The sequence below is a fragment of the Streptomyces sp. NPDC092369 genome (assembly GCF_044755245.1).
GTDB lineage: Bacteria > Actinomycetota > Actinomycetes > Streptomycetales > Streptomycetaceae > Streptomyces.
Genome location: NZ_JBIVQP010000006.1, coordinates 454,044 through 472,214 on the forward strand (window position 1 = coordinate 454,044; position 18,171 = coordinate 472,214).

Annotated in this window: 16 protein-coding genes; 9 read left to right on the forward strand and 7 right to left on the reverse strand. The window is 71.9% G+C overall.

The window, feature by feature from the left end; genetic code table 11:
• Window positions 1-26: 26 nt before the first annotated feature.
• Both ACIQI8_RS33965 and ACIQI8_RS33970 read right to left on the reverse strand, forming a co-directional pair.
• Window positions 27-878, reverse strand: coding sequence for an alpha/beta fold hydrolase (locus tag ACIQI8_RS33965; protein WP_402359086.1), 852 nt, complete (start codon window positions 876-878; stop codon window positions 27-29).
• A gap of 151 nt (window positions 879-1,029) precedes the next feature.
• Window positions 1,030-1,956 carry a DUF3027 domain-containing protein gene (locus ACIQI8_RS33970; RefSeq protein ID WP_402359088.1) on the reverse strand — a complete coding sequence of 309 codons (927 nt, stop codon included), beginning with the start codon at window positions 1,954-1,956 and terminating at the stop codon, window positions 1,030-1,032.
• A gap of 300 nt (window positions 1,957-2,256) precedes the next feature.
• Between ACIQI8_RS33970 and ACIQI8_RS33975 the strand changes: the two genes are divergently transcribed.
• From ACIQI8_RS33975 to ACIQI8_RS33990, 4 genes are all read left to right on the forward strand, one after another.
• A complete protein-coding gene (locus ACIQI8_RS33975) occupies window positions 2,257-3,681 on the forward strand; it encodes an MFS transporter (protein WP_402359091.1) in 1,425 nt (474 codons plus the stop codon).
• A gap of 62 nt (window positions 3,682-3,743) precedes the next feature.
• Complete coding sequence (locus tag ACIQI8_RS33980) at window positions 3,744-4,256, forward strand: DUF2771 domain-containing protein (RefSeq protein ID WP_402359094.1); 513 nt, start codon at window positions 3,744-3,746, stop codon at window positions 4,254-4,256.
• Window positions 4,226-4,963 carry a futalosine hydrolase gene (locus ACIQI8_RS33985; protein WP_402359097.1) on the forward strand — a complete coding sequence of 246 codons (738 nt, stop codon included), beginning with the start codon at window positions 4,226-4,228 and terminating at the stop codon, window positions 4,961-4,963. Before ACIQI8_RS33980 ends, ACIQI8_RS33985 begins: the two co-directional genes overlap by 31 nt.
• On the forward strand, window positions 4,941-5,804 hold the full coding sequence (locus ACIQI8_RS33990) for a 1,4-dihydroxy-6-naphthoate synthase (RefSeq protein WP_402359100.1): 864 nt from the start codon (window positions 4,941-4,943) through the stop codon (window positions 5,802-5,804). Before ACIQI8_RS33985 ends, ACIQI8_RS33990 begins: the two co-directional genes overlap by 23 nt.
• A gap of 28 nt (window positions 5,805-5,832) precedes the next feature.
• On the opposite strand, the gene ACIQI8_RS33995 is transcribed toward ACIQI8_RS33990, so the two are convergent.
• Window positions 5,833-6,216: a cold-shock protein gene (locus tag ACIQI8_RS33995; protein ID WP_124004059.1), complete on the reverse strand. Its 384-nt coding sequence runs from the start codon at window positions 6,214-6,216 to the stop codon at window positions 5,833-5,835.
• A 959-nt stretch (window positions 6,217-7,175) separates the two neighbouring features.
• Between ACIQI8_RS33995 and ACIQI8_RS34000 the strand changes: the two genes are divergently transcribed.
• Complete coding sequence (locus ACIQI8_RS34000; protein WP_402359104.1) at window positions 7,176-8,216, forward strand: hypothetical protein; 1,041 nt, start codon at window positions 7,176-7,178, stop codon at window positions 8,214-8,216.
• A gap of 50 nt (window positions 8,217-8,266) precedes the next feature.
• Window positions 8,267-8,515, forward strand: a complete 249-nt coding sequence (locus ACIQI8_RS34005) for a hypothetical protein (protein WP_402359107.1) — start codon at window positions 8,267-8,269, stop codon at window positions 8,513-8,515.
• On the opposite strand, the gene ACIQI8_RS34010 is transcribed toward ACIQI8_RS34005, so the two are convergent.
• Together ACIQI8_RS34010 and ACIQI8_RS34015 are read right to left on the reverse strand one after the other, a co-directional pair.
• Window positions 8,494-9,162 (reverse strand): HAD family hydrolase, encoded by a 669-nt coding sequence (locus ACIQI8_RS34010; protein WP_402359109.1) that lies wholly within the window; start codon window positions 9,160-9,162, stop codon window positions 8,494-8,496. The genes ACIQI8_RS34005 and ACIQI8_RS34010 overlap by 22 nt on opposite strands.
• 65 nt (window positions 9,163-9,227) lie before the next feature.
• A complete protein-coding gene (locus ACIQI8_RS34015) occupies window positions 9,228-10,202 on the reverse strand; it encodes a hypothetical protein (protein WP_402359112.1) in 975 nt (324 codons plus the stop codon).
• A gap of 119 nt (window positions 10,203-10,321) precedes the next feature.
• Between ACIQI8_RS34015 and ACIQI8_RS34020 the strand changes: the two genes are divergently transcribed.
• The gene (locus tag ACIQI8_RS34020) at window positions 10,322-12,853 is read left to right on the forward strand and encodes a helicase-associated domain-containing protein (RefSeq protein ID WP_402359115.1); all 2,532 of its coding nucleotides are present in this window, start codon (window positions 10,322-10,324) and stop codon (window positions 12,851-12,853) included.
• A 36-nt stretch (window positions 12,854-12,889) separates the two neighbouring features.
• On the opposite strand, the gene ACIQI8_RS34025 is transcribed toward ACIQI8_RS34020, so the two are convergent.
• Entirely contained in the window at window positions 12,890-13,417 is a 528-nt protein-coding gene (locus ACIQI8_RS34025) for a hypothetical protein (protein ID WP_402359118.1), read from the reverse strand.
• 174 nt (window positions 13,418-13,591) lie between these two features.
• On the opposite strand from ACIQI8_RS34025, the gene ACIQI8_RS34030 reads away from it, so the two are divergent.
• Window positions 13,592-15,238, forward strand: a complete 1,647-nt coding sequence (locus ACIQI8_RS34030) for a DNA repair helicase XPB (RefSeq protein ID WP_402359122.1) — start codon at window positions 13,592-13,594, stop codon at window positions 15,236-15,238.
• Window positions 15,239-15,265: 27 nt separating this feature from the next.
• Here the strand turns inward: ACIQI8_RS34030 and ACIQI8_RS34035 are convergent, their stop codons facing one another.
• Window positions 15,266-15,457: a hypothetical protein gene (locus tag ACIQI8_RS34035; protein ID WP_402359125.1), complete on the reverse strand. Its 192-nt coding sequence runs from the start codon at window positions 15,455-15,457 to the stop codon at window positions 15,266-15,268.
• Between the two features lie 311 nt (window positions 15,458-15,768).
• On the opposite strand from ACIQI8_RS34035, the gene ACIQI8_RS34040 reads away from it, so the two are divergent.
• Window positions 15,769-17,823, forward strand: a complete 2,055-nt coding sequence (locus tag ACIQI8_RS34040; RefSeq protein ID WP_402359128.1) for a HelD family protein — start codon at window positions 15,769-15,771, stop codon at window positions 17,821-17,823.
• Window positions 17,824-18,171 lie beyond the last annotated feature (348 nt).

Sequence of the window (18,171 nt, forward strand, 5' to 3'; positions counted from 1 at the left end):
ACGGACCGGGGCGCTGGGCACGAACGTCAGGCCACCGACCTGGCGGCGTCCGTGATGAGGTCGGCGACGGCCTTGGGGTGACTGATCATGACGACATGGGACGAGCGCGGCACTTCGACGATCTTGCGCGCGTTCGCGCGGCTGTACATCCAGCGTTCGGCCGCCGGCGGGATCGCCTTGTCCCGGCCGGCGACCAGACCCCACGTCGGAATCGTCTTCCAGGCCGCGGCCGTGGTCGGGTAGGTGAAGGAGGCGGCGTCGAACGGCCGCTGCGTGGCCTGCAGGACGCGGAAGTCGGCGGCGGAGATGTCGGCCGCGAAGGCCGCCTGGCCGTCCTTGCTCAGGTACAGATCGGTTCCGGTCGTGCCGTCGGCCTTGGTGTACGGGACCGGCACGCTCACCGGCAGGACCTCGCTGCCGGGGAACTTGTCGATGAGCTGCCCCTGCGTCTCGCCCACGTCGGGCACGAACGCCGCGATGTACACCAGCGCCTTGACGTTGTCCTTCCCGGCGGCGGCGTTCGTGATGACCGTTCCGCCCATGGAGTGCGCGACCAGCACGACCGGTCCGCTGATGGAGTCCAGCAGACTCGCGACGTAGGGGGCGTCGGTCGGAATGCCCCGCAGCGGGTTCGCCGCACAGATCGTGGTGTAGCCCTTGTCCTGCAGCCGCCCGATGGTGGCGTTCCAGCAGGAGGAATCGGCGTAACCGCCGTGCACCAGCACGATGGTGGGCTTCACCCTCGACTTCTCCGCACCGCTGCCGGCGGGGGCCGTCGCGGCTCCGGCCGTTCCTTCCGAACCGGCGATCAGCGCCGCGGACCCGGCCAGCGCCGCTCCGGCGGCCAGCACATGACGGCGGGAAACCTCGGTACTCATAGGACTCCTCAGGCATGGGGTGGGCTCGGCCGCTCAGGGGCCACCTGCTCGGTGTGGCCTGCTCCGTACGACCTGCGATGGACCCTATGAGGAGTGCTTTCGCGTCGGCATCCGCCATATGACCTAGCCGCACCAGGAATGCCCGGCTCCGCTACGAGTGCCCCAACTCCGCGCCGTCCTCGTCGGAGACGACCGGTACCGACCCCGAGTCCGCCGCCGGCCGCAGCGGGAAGGGGTCCACCTGGGTCTCGTCGATCACCGGGAGCGCCGGCTGGGGCGGTTTGGGCATGACCGCGGCCTCGGAGTGTCCGCCGCAGCCGTACGACAGCGACACCACGTGGCCGTCCGCCGGGGAGAACTCGTTGGCGCATACGCCGAAGGCCTGGCCGAGGGAGCCGCCGATGGGCTGGAGGAAACCGCAGCTGACGCAGGCGGCGGGGGCGGCCTGGGCCATGGGGGTCTCGGAGCCGAACGACTCCTCCCAGCGGTCGGCGGCGATGTGCAGGCCGTAGCGGGACAGGACGCGGGCGCGGCGCATGCCGAGTTCCTCGGCGACGGCGGCGATCGAGCCGCGGGTCGGCGCGACGGGCAGGTCGGCCGGGACGCCCGCGGTGAGTTCGATGTCCTCCGCGTCGACCAGCTCGGCCATCTCCTCGGAGACGGCGGAGTCGGGAGCGGGGTCCTCCACGCCGGTGTAGCCGGGCTCCAGACGCAGGTCCTCGGCGTCGGTGGGCAGCAGGTCGCCGGGGCCCATGTCACCGGGGCGCAGGCGCTCGCTCCACGGCACCCACTCGGGGGCGAGCAGCGCGTCGGGGCCGGGCAGCAGGACGACCTCGTCCAGCGTGACCAGCTTGGCGCGGGAGGCGCGGGCGACCGTCACGGCCCAGCGCCAGCCCCGGTAGCCGAACTCCTTGCACTCGAAGAAGTGCGTGACGACCCGGTCGCCGTCGGCCTGGAGTCCCGAGTGCTCGCCGACCACGCCGGGCGCGGCGGCCTCCTCGGCGGCGGCGCGGGCGAGGTCGACGGCCTCGGCGCACAGACGGTCGGTGGTCCGGCTTCGCGTGGTCGCTGCGCTCACAGGTATCGCTTCTCTCCTACGCCGTCACTCGGGTGCGCCGGCCTGAAGGCGGCGGATGCGGACGGAGCGGACCGAAGGACCGCGTCGACGTCCACACCCGATCGCGCTCGGGCGCACCTCATCGTCCATTCTGCGGGATGACAGAGAGGCGCGCGGCCGAGAACGTTCGCCACGACGCGCTACGCACGCTACCTTCTCGCGACCGCTCGGCCTACACCGACGTGATGGTTCATCGCTTCATAAGCGTTCATACGCGCGGTAACGGCCATACCCACAGCTTTCTCGGGGCACTATGACGGGGTGGCAACCGCGAGGACGCCCCACGGAGCCACCGGTGTCGGTGGGGTCAAGGGGAAAGGTCAAGGTGGCGGCTCGGGCCGGATCGGCGGACCCGTCCGCGCGGTCGGTCGTGCCCTGCACTTCCCGGTGACCGGCACGGCCCGGGGAATCCGCAAGGCGACCCACGCGCACGGCGCCGGTGAATCCGGTCTCGGCAAGCTGATCGAGCTGCACGGTGTGAACGGCGCGGGCGATGTGATGATCACGGTCGCCCTCGCCTCCACGGTCTTCTTCTCCGTGCCGACCGACGAGGCCCGCGGCCGCGTGGCGCTCTACCTCGCCATCACGATGGCGCCCTTCACCGTCCTCGCCCCCGTCATCGGACCGCTCCTGGACCGCCTCCCGCACGGCCGCCGCGCCGCGATGGCCGGTTCCATGCTGGCCCGCGCCCTGCTCGCGCTGATCATCTCCGGCGCGGTCGCCACCGGCAGTCTGGAGCTGTATCCGGCCGCGCTCGGCGTGCTGGTCGCGTCGAAGGCGTACGGCGTGATCAGAAGCGCGGTGGTGCCCCGACTGCTGCCACCGCGCATCTCGCTGGTGAAGGCCAACTCCCGGGTCACCCTGGGCGGACTCCTCGCCACCGCCGCGGCCGCGCCCATCGGGGCCGGGTTGCAGGCGATCGGACCGCGCTGGCCGCTGTACGGCGCTTTCGTGATCTACATCGCCGGTACGTTCCTGTCCTTCACCCTGCCGCCGAAGGTCGACTCGGCCAAGGACGAGGACGTGGCGCTGCTCGCCTCGGACGAGGAGCACCTGCACGGACCGCATCTGCGGCCGGTCAAGCGCCCGGGCCTCAGGACGGTCGGCAGCGCGGTCACCCACGCGCTCGGCGCCAACGCGGCCCTGCGCTGGCTGTCGGGCTTCCTGACCTTCTTCCTCGCCTTCCTGCTGCGCGAGCACCCGCTCACCGGCTCCAGCGCGGCCGTGTCGCTGGGCATAGTGGCCGTCTCGGCGGGCGTGGGCAACGCGCTCGGTACGGCGGTCGGGGCCTGGCTCAGATCCCGGGCACCGGAGATCATCATCGTGGCGATGCTGGCGTTCGTGCTGGGCGCGGCGATCGTCGCCGCGATCTTCTTCGGCGCGTTCCTGGTGGCCTGTCTGGCCGCGGTCGCCGGGTTCTCGCAGGCGCTGTCCAAGCTGTCCCTGGACGCGCTGATCCAGCGGGACGTGCCTGAGACGGTGCGCACCTCGGCGTTCGCGCGCTCCGAGACCATGCTGCAGATGGCCTGGGTGCTGGGCGGCGCGATCGGCATCGTGATGCCGCTGAACGGCACCCTCGGCCTGTGCGTGGCCGCCGCCGTCCTCGCCCTCGGCTGGCTGGCCACCGCCCGCGGACTGGTCGGCTCCGCCCGCCACGGCGGCTCCTCCAAGCCCCGCGTGGCGTAACGCACGGGCACGCCGCACCCCACCTGGGGAGCGGGCCGGACGCGCCCGATAACCTTCGCCCCATGACCTCGATGCCTCGCGGCGAAGCCGCCGACATGCTCCGCGCTGTGCGACGCCGTCGCGCCGTCGCCGCCGCCGGCGCGGTATCCGCCGGACTGCTCGTCCTCTCGGCCTGCGACAAGCCCACGCCGCTGTCGACGATCACGGTCGGCCGCTCCTCGGTCAGCGAAGAGGCCACCTGCGGCGGTGAGGGCAAGGCCCTGAAGTCCGCGGACCTCGCCGCGTGCCTGAAGGACGACGACATCAAGTCCATCAGCGTCGACCCCGACGAGACGGTCCGCTTCGGTGTCGACCCCGACGTCGCCGACAAGCGCTGGACGATCCTCATGAACGGCCAGCCGCTCACCGAGGACAGCAACAAGACGTACCGCACGATCCCGGGCAGCGTCTTCTTCAACGCCCAGTACGGCGCCAAGGGCAACTCCACCCTGGTCTCCATCAAGGCAGCCGACGGCAAGAAGAACAGCAACACGGTCACCGGTCTGTGGTCGTTCAAGCTGAAGAAGGACGACTGATCACGTCCGCCGCACGCGCGTTCCGCGTCCTCGTGGCCACCGCCGTCCCCGCCGAACGGGACGCGGTGGCACGGGCGTTCACGACCGGCACCACGGCTGACCTGACCGTCGACGCCATCGCCGCCGGAGTCGGCCCGGCCCTCGCCGCCGCCTCCACCGCCACGGCCCTGACCACCGCCGCCCTCGCGGGCACCCCGTACACCCTGGTCGTCTCCGCGGGCATCGCCGGCGGCTTCCAGCCCGAGGCCCCCGTCGGCTCCCTCGTCGTCGCCGACGAGATCACCGCGGCCGACCTGGGCGCCGAGACCGCCGACGGCTTCGTCCCGGTCACCGACCTCGGCTTCGGCACCGTCACCCACCGCCCCCCGCCATCACTCGTACGAGACCTCACGGCCGCGACCGACGCGCGCACCGGAGCCGTGCTGACCGTCTCCACGGTGACCGGCACCGCCGAGCGCGCCGCCGCACTGCGCGCCCGCCACCCCCGCGCGCTGGCCGAGGCGATGGAGGGCTTCGGGGTGGCCGAGGCCGCCGCCTCGCACGGCGTGCCCGTCCTGGAAGTACGCGCGGTCTCCAACCCCGTGGGCCCGCGCGACCGCGCCGCCTGGCGCATCGGCGACGCCCTCGCGGCACTGACCGAGGGTTTCGGGAAGTTCGCGCCCGTCCTGGAGAGTTGGAACCCGTATGACGACCCACACGACCGGTGAGCAGCGACTGCAGATCGCGTACTCCCCCTGCCCCAACGACACCTTCGTCTTCGACGCCCTCGCGCACGGCCGGCTGCCGGACGCGCCCGCGCTGGATGTGACCTTCGCGGACATCGACATCACCAACGGCATGGCCGAACGCGGTGAGTCGGACGTCCTGAAGGTGTCGTACGCCGTCCTGCCGTACGTCCTCGACGAGTACGCGCTGCTGCCCTGCGGGGGCGCGCTGGGCCGGGGCTGCGGGCCGCTGGTGCTCACCCGTGAGGCGGGCGTCGACCTCACCGGGCGGACGGTCGCGGTGCCGAGCGAGCGGTCGACGGCGTATCTGCTCTTCCGCCTGTGGGCCGCGGACACGATCCCGGGCGGGGTCGGCGAGATCGTCGTCATGCCGTTCCACGAGATCATGCCGGCCGTGCGGGACGGGAAGGTCGACGCGGGGCTCGTCATCCACGAGGCGCGCTTCACGTTCCAGAACTACGGGCTGCACAAGCTCGCGGACATGGGCGAGCACTGGGAGGACACGACAGGGCTGCCGATCCCGCTGGGCGCGATCATCGCGAAGCGCTCACTGGGCGCGGAAAGGCTGGAAACGCTCGCCGAGTCGATCCGCGCCTCGGTCCGCGCCGCGTGGGCCGACCCCGAGGTCTCCCGCCCGTACGTCATGGAACACGCCCAGGAAATGGACCCGTCCGTCGCGGACCAGCACATCGGTCTGTACGTCAACGAATTCACCGCGGACCTCGGTGAGGACGGCTATGCCGCAATCCGGGGCCTGTTGACCCGCGCGGCGGCCGAGGGGCTGGTTCCGCCCCTCGGCCCGGACGCGCTGAGTTTTCCGTGACGGACGACTTGTCCGTGATGTACGTGGCTTATACGTCGAGTTGGTCGGCGACCGCGCGCAGGAGACCGGCGATCTTCTTGCCGGCCGGCTTGTCCGGATAGCGACCGCGCTCCAGCATCGGCGTGATGTTCTCCAGGAGCGTCGTCAAGTCCTGCACGATGGAGGCCAGTTCGTCGGGCTTCTTGCGGGTCGCCGCCGCGACGGAGGGGGTCGGGTCGAGAACGGTCACCGAAAGGGCCTGGTCGCCGCGCTGCCCTGCGACCACTCCGAACTCCACCCGCTGACCGGGCTTGAGCGTCTCGACTCCGGCGGGGAGGACCGAGGAATGGACGAAGACGTCACCGCCGTCGTCACGGGAGAGAAAGCCGAAGCCCTTCTCACTGTTGAACCACTTGACCTTGCCGGTGGGCAAAGCACACACTCCCTCGATCCGTCCAGGACGGGCCCCGGACGCCATTGAACAGGCCGTCAACACACCTTACCGGGGGTCTCTCCAGCCGAACACGCCTTAAAACGGGACTGGGCATCCCCTTGTGTCGACAGAGGCTCAAAGTGGTGTGCGCAGCCCGAGGGGCTGCCGCCGTACCGGAAGAGAGTCACGCGGGCGAACAGCGACGCCAGTTGCCCGGAGCCTCATCCGTCGCGTCCGTCAACGGGCGGTACCCGCTGTCCGCTCAAGAAGACATCCCTAAGAGTCGACTCCATACCGCCCGCGTGCCATCCTCGCCAAGGAGTGGGTTTTTGAATTGACGGGGGAGTTATGCCGACTTCGGCACGCATCACGCGTCTTGTGGCGGCCCTCTTGTTCCTGCTTGCGGTCGCGGGTTGCAACTCTGGTAACGACGACCACTCGGGTAGCGGCAACACCGTGGCCCCGGGAGCGCCGGCCGGAGATTCCGGGGGACAGGGTGGCGGAAGCAGTACCGGTGGAGGGGGAAACGGGGGTGGCCCCAAAGCGCCGGGCTCGCCGCTGCATGTCCCGGCTTGGGGACGGCAGGGACTCCCTATCAATGATGACGGTTACGAAGGTTTACCGAGCTACTGGCCGGAACTGGTAAAGGAGTTCGAGAAAGAGTGCGGCGGAGCGCTCTCGGGATGTGTCACGCTGGAACGTCAATACACCGACCCCGCTCAAGGTCCCTGCGGATACTCGCGAATGAACCCGGATGAAAACGAACCGTTCGACCGTGGAAGCACCGTCATCGTTATCGGCGGGGCCGGTTGTCCGACCTCAGGCGACTCGGAAGGTGAGACCGCCTCGGGAGGGGAGAGCAGCCCCGGCGACGGGGAGAGTCCGGGCGAACCGAGCAGTCTGGACGGGGGGATCACGGCGCCTCCGGACGGCGGCGACTCCTTCAGCCCCTCTTCCTCATGACCGACGCCGCATCCGGCTCTGTCGAGTCTCCTCGTCTGGCGCGGCTGGGCACTCTCTTCGGCGCCGTCGTCGCCCCGAGTACCTTCGTGACCGCCCTCCTCTACTACTTCGGCTACTGGCACGCCTACTGGTTCTTCGACTACTTCGGCGTCAACTCGACCATGCTGGGATTCGGCACGGTCGACTATCTGATGCGCAGTCTGGATGCCCTCTTCGTGCCGATGGTCGTCGTGGCGGCGGGCAGTCTGATCGCTTTCTGGGGCCACACCTTGCTCAGCGCGCGGCTCGCTTCGAGGATCGGGTCCCCGTCTCTGCGGATATTCGTGCCCTTCGTGGCCGGCGTCGGGTTTCTGCTGGCACTGGGCGGTTTCTGGAGTGTCCTCGACGCCCGGGTATTCCTCCGTGACCATCTCGTGGCCGCTCCGCTGAGCTTGGCGTTCGGCGTCATTCTGCTCACCTACGCCTTGCATCTGTACCGAGCGCTTCCGCCAGTAGCCGGGCCGCCCACTCCGCGGAACGACGATGACCCCGAGAACGAGCCGGCAAACTCCACGAATAACGAGCCGGCGGACTCCACGAATGACGATCCTGAACGGTCCTCGCCTCCGGCCGCCTCACCGACAACCCGGCGTCCTGAATGGACCGCGGTCGCCGAATGGGGCGTGGTGTTCGCCCTGGTGGGCCTGAGCCTCATATGGGCCGCCAACGACTACGCCGCCGCGGTGGGCCGTGGCCGCGCCGAGCAGCAGGCGTCGCAGCTGGCCGACTCCCCCACCGCCGTGCTGTACAGCGAGCGCAGGCTCGACCTCGGGGCGCCCGGCGTGCGTGAAGTCCGTTGCCGTGACCCGAAGTCGGCCTACCCGTTCCGCTACGAGGGGCTCACGCTTCTCATGCAGTCGGCGGACCAGTACGTGTTGCTCCCCCAGGCGTGGACCCCGGCCACCGGCGTCGCCGTTGTCCTGCCGCGAACCGACTCCGTGCGCATCGAGTTCGTGCCGTACTCGGCACGTGCCACTCTCGGGCGGGCGACCTGTTGAAGCGCACTCCTGCTCGCCGGAGGGTCGGCGCCGGGAACTACCCTGGTCCGGTGCGTGACAAAACCCGAACGAATTCCGCCGAGCCCGGTGACCGACTGATCCGTGCCGGTGCCATCGTGTTCTTCATCGGTGCGGTGGCCACACTCGTCACCGTGGCTCCGCTCTTCCTCCACGCGACGCCGTTTCCGACGTACATGTTCGGACTGAGCATGCTCATGGGCGTCGGCTTCCTCGTCGCCGGTGCCGGGGTGCTCCAGTCGGTCGCGGCGGGCCGTCGTCAGGCGCGCGCCGGACGGTAGTTCGCCAGCCACTCGGGGAACTCGGTCAGATCCGCGAGCACGACGTCCGCCCCGGCCGCCGCCAGCTCCTCGGCGTCGCACGGTCCGGTCGCCACGGCCACGGACAGAGCCCCGGCCGTACGCGCCCCCCGGACGTCTCCGACGTGGTCACCGACGTAGACGCTCGCGCCGTGCTCCCGCAGCGCCTGGGCCTTCTGCTCGGCCCACAGGTTCCCGACGACCTCGTCGGGTCCGAGCCCGAGGTGCTCCAGGTGCAGCTTCGCGTTGGGCTCGTACTTGGCGGTGACGACGATCGCCCGCCCACCGGCCGCCTGCACGGCACGGATCGCCTCACGGGCCCCGGCCATCGCGGGCGTCGCCTCGATGGCGATCGAGGGGTACATCGACCGATAGAGATCCCCCATGGCCTCAAGCTTTTCCGCCGGGAACCAGTTGATCAACTCCTCGGCGAGCGGCGGCCCGAGCCGGGTGATCGCCAGGTCGGCGTCGATGTACGCCCCGGTCCGCTCGGCCAGCGCGACATAGCAGGCGTGGATGCCGGGGCGAGAGTCGATGAGGGTCATGTCGAGGTCGAAGCCGACGGTGAGGGGGGCGGGGTCGGGAGCGAGGTCGGGGGTGCGGTCGGGCGTGGAGCTCGTGGAGGCCATATCGGCCATTGTGCCCAGGCGGGATGACGGGAAGACGTCCGGCCGGTGTGACGTACACCTACTCGCTAGCGATTCCGCTGGGAGCGCCAGAGCAGGAACAGGGCCGACAGGATCGCCGCGCCGCGGATGACCCAGGGCCAGGTCTCGGAGATCGCGTCGCTCATGTGGCCCTGGGCGATGGGCTCGCCCCAGCGGCCCTCGTTGCGGCCCCAGAGCCAGACGACGCCGGCGGTGAGGGCGAGGGAGGGCATGCCGATGACCGCCCACTTGGACTCGTTCGGGGTCAGGCGGCGGGAGGCGTAGGCGATGACCCAGCCGAGGAGGAGGGCGAAGAGGTTGCCGAGGATCGCGCCGGCCACGAGGAGGGCGGCGGCGAGCAGGAGGAGGGGGTTGCTCCAGCCGACCGCGGGGCGGGGCAGGAAGCGGCGGCGGCGAGTCCTCGGGGCGGGCTCCTCCACGACCTCCTCGACGACCGGTGCCTTCTTCAGGACCGGTTCCTTCGGTTTCTCCTCCTCCTTCGGCGGCGGTGGCTTGAGGAGTTCGGGGATCTCCACGCCGCCGACGAACCCCGGCACGCTGTCGTCGAGGGGCGTCGTCCCCACCCGCCACCAGTCGGGCCGCAGCGCGCTGTCGCCGAGTTCCTGCGCGCTGGCGAGGTGGGGCGGGGCGGGGGCGTCGGAGGGCGCCGGTGGGGCGGGTTCGGTGGGGCGGGGACGCGGTACGACGCGGCGCAGGCCCTTGGGGCGCTGCTCGGGTTCGTCGTCGCGCTGTACCGGCACGTGGGCGCGCGGCACCTGAGGGGCCGTGGAGCCGGTGCCACCCGCCGCGGTGACGACCTCGTCGGGGCTGCCGAGCCGGTCGATGATCTTCCGGACGGCGGCGGGGCTGTCGACGGTGGCCTTGGCCCGGCTGCGGTCGATCTCGTTGCGCAGCTCGGAGACGAGCCGCATGCGCGTGCCGGACGGCAACTGGCGCTGCTGCGCGACGTCGCCGACGCGGCTCAGATACTCGTAGACGACCTGGTCGCTCTCGATGCCCAACGAAGTCCCTCCGGGATGGGCGCCGTTGAAACCCCAAGGGACGAAGGTACCGCGCGTGGGCGGGTTCCGGCCTCGTCCTCAAGAGCCGTAGGTGCCGTGCTTGCCCTACCGTAGGTCGGATGAGCGACCCGGCAACACCGCCCCGTTCTCTCGCGGAGGCGCTCCGACACAGGGACGACGCTTCCCTCGGCGCGCTGCTGCGCGCGCGGCCCGATCTGATCACGCCCGTTCCCACGGACCTCACGCAGCTCGCGACGCGGGCCGGGACCCGGGCCTCGGTGGTGCGCGCGCTGGAGCGGCTCGACCGGTTCGCGCTGCAGACCGCGGAGGCGCTGGCGGTGGCGGCGGAGCCGGCGTCGTACGGGGAGTTGCTCGGGCTGATGGCCGGGGACGAGGGCGATCCGGCGGTCGTCGGGGCGCTGCCGCGGGCCCTCGGTACCTTGCGCGAGCAGGCCCTGGTGTGGGGCGGCGACGACCGGTTGCGGCTGGTGCGGACGGCCCGTGAGCTGCTGGCGCCCTCGCCGCAGCATCCGTCGCCGACGGGGCTCGGGCCGACGGTCGCGGAGGCGACGGCGGGCATGTCGCCGGGGCGGATCCAGGAGATCGTCGGCGCGGCCGGGCTGCCCTCGACGCACGACGCGGTCTCGGCGGTGGCCGCGCTCACGGGGCTGTACGGCGACCGCAAGCGGATGGCGGCGCTGCTGAAGCAGGCGCCGCCGGAGTCGCTTGAGGTGCTGGCGCGACTGGTGTGGGGGCCGCCGTACGGGCAGGTCACGGCGGATCCGGCGCCCCGGCTGCGGTGGCTGCTCGACCGCGGGCTGCTGCTGCCGACGGCGCCCGGCACGGTCGTACTCCCCCGCGAGGTGGCCCTGCATCTGCGCGGCGGCCATGCGCACCGCACCACCGAGCCGCTGCCGCCGGCGGTGGAGCCGGCCGCGGTGCACCGTCCACAGGTTGTGGACGCGGCGGCAGCCGGGCAGGCGTACACCGCGCTGGCGACCGTGGCGGAGCTGCTGAAGGACTGGCACGAGGGCGGTCCCGCCGTGCTGCGGGCCGGCGGGCTGAGCGTGCGCGACCTCAAGCGGACCGCCGTCGCGCTCGACCTGCCCGAGCCCGTGGCCGCCTTCTGGGTCGAACTCGCCTACGCGGCCGGGCTGTTGGCGTCCGACGGCGAGGCCGACGAGCGGTACGCGGCGACCCCGGCCTACGACGAGTGGCTGGAGCGGCCGGCCGCCGAGCGGTGGGCCCGGCTCGCGGAGGCGTGGCTGACGGCGACGCGGACGTCCGGTCTGGTCGGGGGCCGGGACGCGAAGGACCGTTCGCTGGCGGCGCTGGGGCCCGGCCTCGACCGCTCGGCCGCGCCGGAGGTACGGCACCGGGTGCTGAGCCTGCTCGCCGGGTTGCCGGAGGGCGGCGCGCCGACCGCCGACTCCGTGCTCGCCCGGCTGCGTTGGGAACGCCCGCCGCGCGGCCCCCAGACCGGCGAGGACCTGCGCGCCCGGCTCGCCCGGTGGACGCTGTCGGAGGCGGAGATGCTGGGCGTGACGGGAAGGGGGGCGCTGTCGGCGCACGGGCGGGCGCTGCTGGGTGCACCGGCGCCCTCGGCAGCGGGGACTCTCCCGGACGGACCCGGCGACAGACTCCCCGTCCACCACACCTCGGCCCCGCCCCCGCCCCTCGCCCCCCTCACCCCCGCCGAACAGGCCGGTGCCTCCACCGCCGCCATCCGGCTCCTCGCTCCCCTCCTCCCCGAACCGCTGGACCACGTCCTGCTCCAGGCCGACCTGACCGCGGTGGCGCCGGGGCCGCTGGAGCGCCCGCTGGCGGACATGCTGGACGTGCTCGCGGACGTGGAGTCCAAGGGCGGGGCGACGGTGTACCGCTTCACGCCGGGTTCGGTACGGCGGGCCCTGGACGCCGGGCGCGCGGCCGGCGACCTGCACGCGTTCCTGGCGGCGCACTCGCGGACGCCCGTGCCGCAGCCGCTGACGTATCTCATCGACGACGTGGCCCGCAGACACGGCCGGCTGCGGGTAGGGGCGGCCTCGGCGTACGTGCGCTGCGACGACGACGCCGTGCTGAACGAGATCCTCGCCGACAAGCGGGCCGCCGGGCTGCGGCTGCGCCGCCTCGCGCCGACCGTCCTGGCCACCCAGGCCGACCCGGCGACGCTGCTCGACGGACTGCGCGCCATGGGCTTCGCGCCGGCCGCCGAATCGGCCGACGGCGATGTCCTGATCACCCGCGCCGACGCCCACCGCACCCCGCCGCGCACGGCCCCCGAGCCGGTCCCGGACGGCCCCCCGGCCCCGGACGCCACGCTCCTGTCGGCCGCGATCCGCGCCATCCGCGCGGGCGACCTGGCCTCCACGACCCCGCGCAAACCGTCCGCGGCCCCCGCCTCCCCCGGCACTCTCCCCCGCACCGGCCCCGCCGAGACCCTCGCCACCATGCAGGCCGCCGTCCTCACCGGCGAGACCCTCTGGATCGGCTACGTCAACGCCGAGGGCTCCGCCAGCCAGCGCGTCATCGCCCCCATCCGCGTCGAGGGCGGCTTCGTCACGGCGTACGACCACACGGCCGACGAGGTACGGACGTATCCGCTGCACCGGGTGACGGGAGTGGCGGAACTGGCGAACGAGGGGGAGTGACCCCACGGGGTCTTCAGCAGCCCCCTGACCTGGCGTTCAGCAGTCCCTGACCGGCGCGTTCGCCGGGAGGGCGAAGTGGGTGCGGGCCAGGGACCGCAGGGGGCCGGCGTCCACGGAGTCGGCCGTGGCCGGTTCCGTGCCCAGGGTGAAGTGGGCGTTCAGCCAGTTCCCGTACCCCTCGCCGTCCGGGGGTTCCTCGCGGGAGGTGACCTGGTAGGTGCCGTCGGGCGACCGTTTCAGGCGGACGACCTGCGGGATCGCGGCGCCGGCGCACTCCACCAGGGCGCCCGCGCGGGTGCCGTACTCCAGGCACAGGGTGTTCACGCCGGCCCGGACGACGCCGTCGTGCTCGGCGAGGTCGAGGGGCTCGGCGCGGCAGAACCAGCGTGCGCCCCGGTAGGGGTATCCCGTGCCCGCCGAGTCGGCCACCAGGCGGGCCTCGATCGCCGGCCGCACCTCGCCCCACAGCCGCGCGTCGACATCCGCCGGCCACACCACCCAGGCGCCCGTCGCCACCAGGACGCCCGTGGCTCCCAGGCCGGTCCCCCACCTGCGTACCGACATCACCCCGCGCTCCTCCCCGAACCGCGCGTACCCGCGGCTCCCGCAGGTCAAGACAGTCGGCGGGGGCCCGGGGTTGCACGGGGAGCGGATCCGGTGCGAGCCGCGACCCACCGTGAACAGGGAGCGGTAAGGCACACTGGACGTTTGGCCATGCCGCCGAAGGGATGTACGTACGTGAACGGTCCGCTGATCGTCCAGTCCGACAAGACGCTGCTCCTCGAGGTCGACCACGAGCAGGCCGACGAGTGCCGTCGGGCCATCGCGGCGTTCGCGGAACTGGAGCGGGCGCCCGAGCACATCCACACCTACCGGGTCACCCCGCTCGGACTGTGGAACGCGCGGGCGGCCGGGCACGACGCCGAGCAGGTCGTGGACGCGCTCGTGCAGTACAGCCGCTACCCCGTGCCGCACGCGCTGCTCGTCGACGTCGCCGAGACCATGGACCGCTACGGGCGGCTGACCCTCAGCAAGGACCCGGCCCACGGGCTGGTGCTGACCACCACCGACCGCCCGGTCCTTGAGGAGATCCTGCGCTCGAAGCGGATCGCCCCGCTGGTCGGCATCCGGATCGACCCCGACACCGTCGCCGTGCACCCCTCCGAGCGCGGTCAGATCAAGCAGGCGCTGCTGAAGCTGGGCTGGCCCGCCGAGGACCTCGCCGGGTACGTGGACGGCGAGGCGCACCCGATCGAGCTGGACGAGGACGGGTGGGCGCTGCGGCCCTATCAGAAGCAGGCCGTGGAGAACTTCTGGCACGGCGGCAGCGGTGTCGTCGTGCTGCCCTGCGGGGCGGGCAAGACCCTCGTCGGCGCGGGGGCGATGGCGCAGGCCAAGTCGACCACGCTCATCCTCGTCACCAACACCGTCTCCGCCCGGCAGTGGAAGCACGAGCTGATGAAGCGGACCTCGCTGACCGAGGAGGAGATCGGGGAGTACAGCGGTACGCGCAAGGAGATCCGCCCGGTCACCATCGCCACGTACCAGGTGCTCACGACGAAGCGGAAGGGCGTCTACCCGCACCTCGAACTCTTCGACTCCCGTGACTGGGGTCTGATCCTCTACGACGAGGTGCACCTGCTGCCCGCGCCGGTCTTCAAGTTCACCGCCGATCTCCAGGCCCGGCGCCGGCTCGGTCTGACCGCGACCCTGGTCCGTGAGGACGGCCGTGAGTCGGACGTGTTCTCGCTGATCGGGCCCAAGCGGTTCGACGCGCCGTGGAAGGAGATCGAGGCGCAGGGGTACATCGCGCCCGCCGACTGCGTCGAGGTCCGCGTCAACCTCACCGACGCCGAACGGCTCGCCTACGCCACGGCCGAGACCGAGGAGAAGTACCGGTTCTGCGCGACGACGGAGACCAAGCGGAAGGTCACCGAGGCGATCGTGCGGCGCTTCGCCGGTCAGCAGATCCTCGTCATCGGCCAGTACATCGACCAGCTCGACGAACTGGGCGAGCACTTGAACGCCCCCGTCATCAAGGGCGAGACCTCCAACGCGCAGCGCGAGAAGCTCTTCGGCGCCTTCCGTGAGGGCGAGATCAGCGTGCTGGTCGTCTCGAAGGTCGCCAACTTCTCCATCGACCTGCCCGAGGCGACCGTCGCCGTCCAGGTGTCGGGGACCTTCGGGTCGAGGCAGGAGGAGGCACAGCGCCTCGGCCGGGTGCTCCGCCCCAAGGCCGACGGCCACCAGGCGCACTTCTACTCGGTGGTCGCCCGCGACACCCTCGACCAGGACTTCGCGGCGCATCGCCAGCGGTTCCTGGCGGAGCAGGGGTACGCGTACCGGATCATGGACGCGGACGAGCTGCTGGCGGAGGAGAGCTGAGGGAGCAGTCCGGGAGGGGCTGCCGGGTCACTTGCGGAGGATGCCGGCTTCCTCGCCGTACTCGCCGAGTATGACGACGCTGAAGGCGGCGCCCGCGAACACCTTGATCGCGCGCAGGGCGTTGCCGACGGGGTGGGGGTGGCTGCCCTCGACGGCGGTGGCCCCACTGGGGCGGGCCTGCCGAGGGGCGGGGGCTGGGGTGAAGGTTGCTGCGCTCATGTCTCCATGGTGGCTTTTGGCACATAAGGAGGGCATCGGTCTGGGGGGCGAAGCGGGGTCGTCATCTCGTACGACCCTGGACCGACCCCGTCCCCCACAGAAGGAGGGCGGATCCCCTAGGGGATGGGCACGGCCCCGCCCGCCGGCGCCGTTTATTGGTTGGCCTCCGTCTCCTCGCCTGACCTAGAATCTCCGCTCTTGCCCGCCTCCCTTCCGGAGTGCCGCCGGCCGGACGGAAACCGGTCGGCATACCGCACAGCCGCGCAGCTCCCCCGCGCCGGTCCACACCGCAGGCCATCGGAGGCACCCCCTTGTCCACGCCCGCCCACGACCCTCTCGACGACCCCCTCTCCCGGGAGCGCACCCACCTCGCCTCCTCCCGTGCCGCCCTGCGCGCCATGCGGGAGGACGTCGAGTCGCTGGACATCAGTGACGTCACCGCGAACTGGGTCAACGCCGAGGTGCTGTCCCGCCAGATCGACGACCGCATCAAGGCACTGGCCGACCTCAGCGACACCCCCCTGTTCTTCGGCCGCCTCGACTACCTGCACGCACCGGGCGCCGACCAGGCCGAGGGCGCTGAGGGTGAGCGCTTCTACATCGGGCGGCGGCACGTGCACGACCACGACGGCGACCCGATGGTCATCGACTGGCGTGCGCCGGTCTCGCAGCCGTTCTACCGGGCGTCCAAGAAGGACCCGCTGGACATCGCGCTGCGCCGCCGCTTCGGGTACACCGGAGGCGACCTGACGGCGTACGAGGACGAGCACCTCTCCGACCCGGGCGAGGCCGCGCAGACCAGCAAGCTGCTGCAGCGGGAGATCGAGCGCCCGCGCGTGGGTCCGATGCGGGACATCGTGGCGACCATCCAGCCCGAGCAGGACGAGATCGTGCGCAGCGGGCTCGGCGGGACGGTGTGCGTGCAGGGCGGGCCGGGGACGGGGAAGACGGCCGTCGGGCTGCACCGGGTCGCGTATCTGCTCTACGCCCACCGCGAGCGGCTCGCCCGCACCGGCACCCTCGTCATCGGGCCGAACCGGTCCTTCCTGCACTACATCGAGCAAGTGCTGCCTGCGCTGGGCGAGTTGAGCGTGCGGCAGGCGACCGTGGACGACCTGGTCGCCGGGGGCGTCGAGGTGCGCGGCACGGACGACGCGGCGGCGGCGGTCATCAAGGGCGACGCGAGGATGGCCGAGGTGCTGCGCCGGGCCGTGTACGCGCACGTGACCATGCCGACGGAGCAGGTCGTCGTGGTGCGCGGGTCACGCCGGTGGCGGGTGCCGGCGTACGAACTGGAGGACATCGTGCGGGAGTTGCTGGAGCGGGGGATCCGCTACGGGGCCGCCCGCGAGGCTCTTCCGCAGCGCATCGCGCATGCCGTGCTGGTGCAGATGGAGCGCTCCGGCGAGGCGCCGGACGACCGGGTGCAGGACGCGGTGGCCCGCAACAGCGCGGTCAAGGCGGCGGTGAAGGCCGTGTGGCCGCCGGTCGACCCGGCCAAACTCGTGCTGCGGCTGCTCACGGACGCGGACTTCCTCGCCGCGCACGGGGACGGGATCCTCACCGAGGACGAGCGCAAGACGATCCTGTGGGCCAAGCCCGTGCGGTCGGTGAAGGCGGCCAAGTGGGCGCCCGCGGACGCGGTGTTGATCGACGAGGCGACGGATCTCGTGCAGCGCACGCACTCGCTGGGGCATGTGGTGCTGGACGAGGCGCAGGACCTGTCGCCGATGCAGTACCGGGCGGTGGGGCGGCGCTGCAGCACCGGTTCCGCGACCGTGCTGGGCGATCTGGCGCAGGGCACCACGCCCTGGGCGACGCGGAGTTGGGACGAGGCGCTGGCCCACCTGGGCAAGACGGAGGGGGTCATCGAGGAGCTGACGGCCGGTTTCCGCGTGCCGACGGACGTCATCACGTACGCCTCCCGGCTGCTCCCGCACATCGCCCCCGGCCTCACGCCGGTGGCGTCGGTCCGGGAGAACCCGGGCTTCTTCGCGCTGCGCCCGGTCACCGGCACGGCCGAAGTGGTCGCGGCCTGCGAGGAGTTGCTGGCCCACGAGGGCTCGACGGGCCTGATCGCGGCGGACGCGCGCATCCCGGAGCTGGCGGAGGCGCTGACGGCGGCGGGTCTGTCGTACCTCGCCCCGGGTGAGGAGACGACGACCCACACCCGTCTCACCCTGGTCCCGGCGTCCCTCGCCAAGGGCCTGGAGTACGACTACGTGGTCCTCGACGAACCGCGGGCCGTGGTCGACGGCGAACCCGACGAACGCACCGGCCTGCGCCGCCTGTACGTCACGCTGACGCGAGCGGTGTCGGGACTGATCGTGACCCACGCGGGGGCGCTGCCCGCGCAACTCGGCTGATTGGGCGGCGATTTCGGCGGGTGCGGGCGAGAGCGCGCAGGTCTGCGGGATTTCGGCGGATGCGGGCGAGGGCGCGGAGGTCTGCGGGATTCCCGCGTCGGTCTACGGGATTCTCCCGTCGAAACCGGCCCGACGCACCCCGGCACCGGCCCCGGCGTGGGCCCGCCCCGCTTCCCGCACAGCACTGGCGTAGGCCCTGCTCACTTCCCGTCCGGCACCGGCGTGGGCCCGGCTCACTCCCCGTCCAGTACCGGCGTGGGCCCGGCTCACTCCCCGTCCAGTACCGGCGTGGGCCCGGCTCACTCCCCGTCCAGTACCGGCGTGGGCCCGGCTCACTCCCCGTCGTAC

Excerpts from the sequence above, each read along its gene's own strand:
- ACIQI8_RS34035 (WP_402359125.1), bottom strand. The coding sequence starts at position 15,457 with ATGAGCGCAGCAACCTTCACCCCAGCCCCCGCCCCTCGGCAGGCCCGC.
- ACIQI8_RS34025 (WP_402359118.1), bottom strand. The coding sequence starts at position 13,417 with ATGTCGGTACGCAGGTGGGGGACCGGCCTGGGAGCCACGGGCGTCCTG.
- ACIQI8_RS33990 (WP_402359100.1), top strand. The coding sequence starts at position 4,941 with ATGACGACCCACACGACCGGTGAGCAGCGACTGCAGATCGCGTACTCC.
- ACIQI8_RS33965 (WP_402359086.1), bottom strand. The coding sequence starts at position 878 with ATGAGTACCGAGGTTTCCCGCCGTCATGTGCTGGCCGCCGGAGCGGCG.
- ACIQI8_RS33980 (WP_402359094.1), top strand. The coding sequence starts at position 3,744 with ATGACCTCGATGCCTCGCGGCGAAGCCGCCGACATGCTCCGCGCTGTG.
- ACIQI8_RS34000 (WP_402359104.1), top strand. The coding sequence starts at position 7,176 with ATGACCGACGCCGCATCCGGCTCTGTCGAGTCTCCTCGTCTGGCGCGG.
- ACIQI8_RS34020 (WP_402359115.1), top strand. The coding sequence starts at position 10,322 with ATGAGCGACCCGGCAACACCGCCCCGTTCTCTCGCGGAGGCGCTCCGA.
- ACIQI8_RS34010 (WP_402359109.1), bottom strand. The coding sequence starts at position 9,162 with ATGGCCTCCACGAGCTCCACGCCCGACCGCACCCCCGACCTCGCTCCC.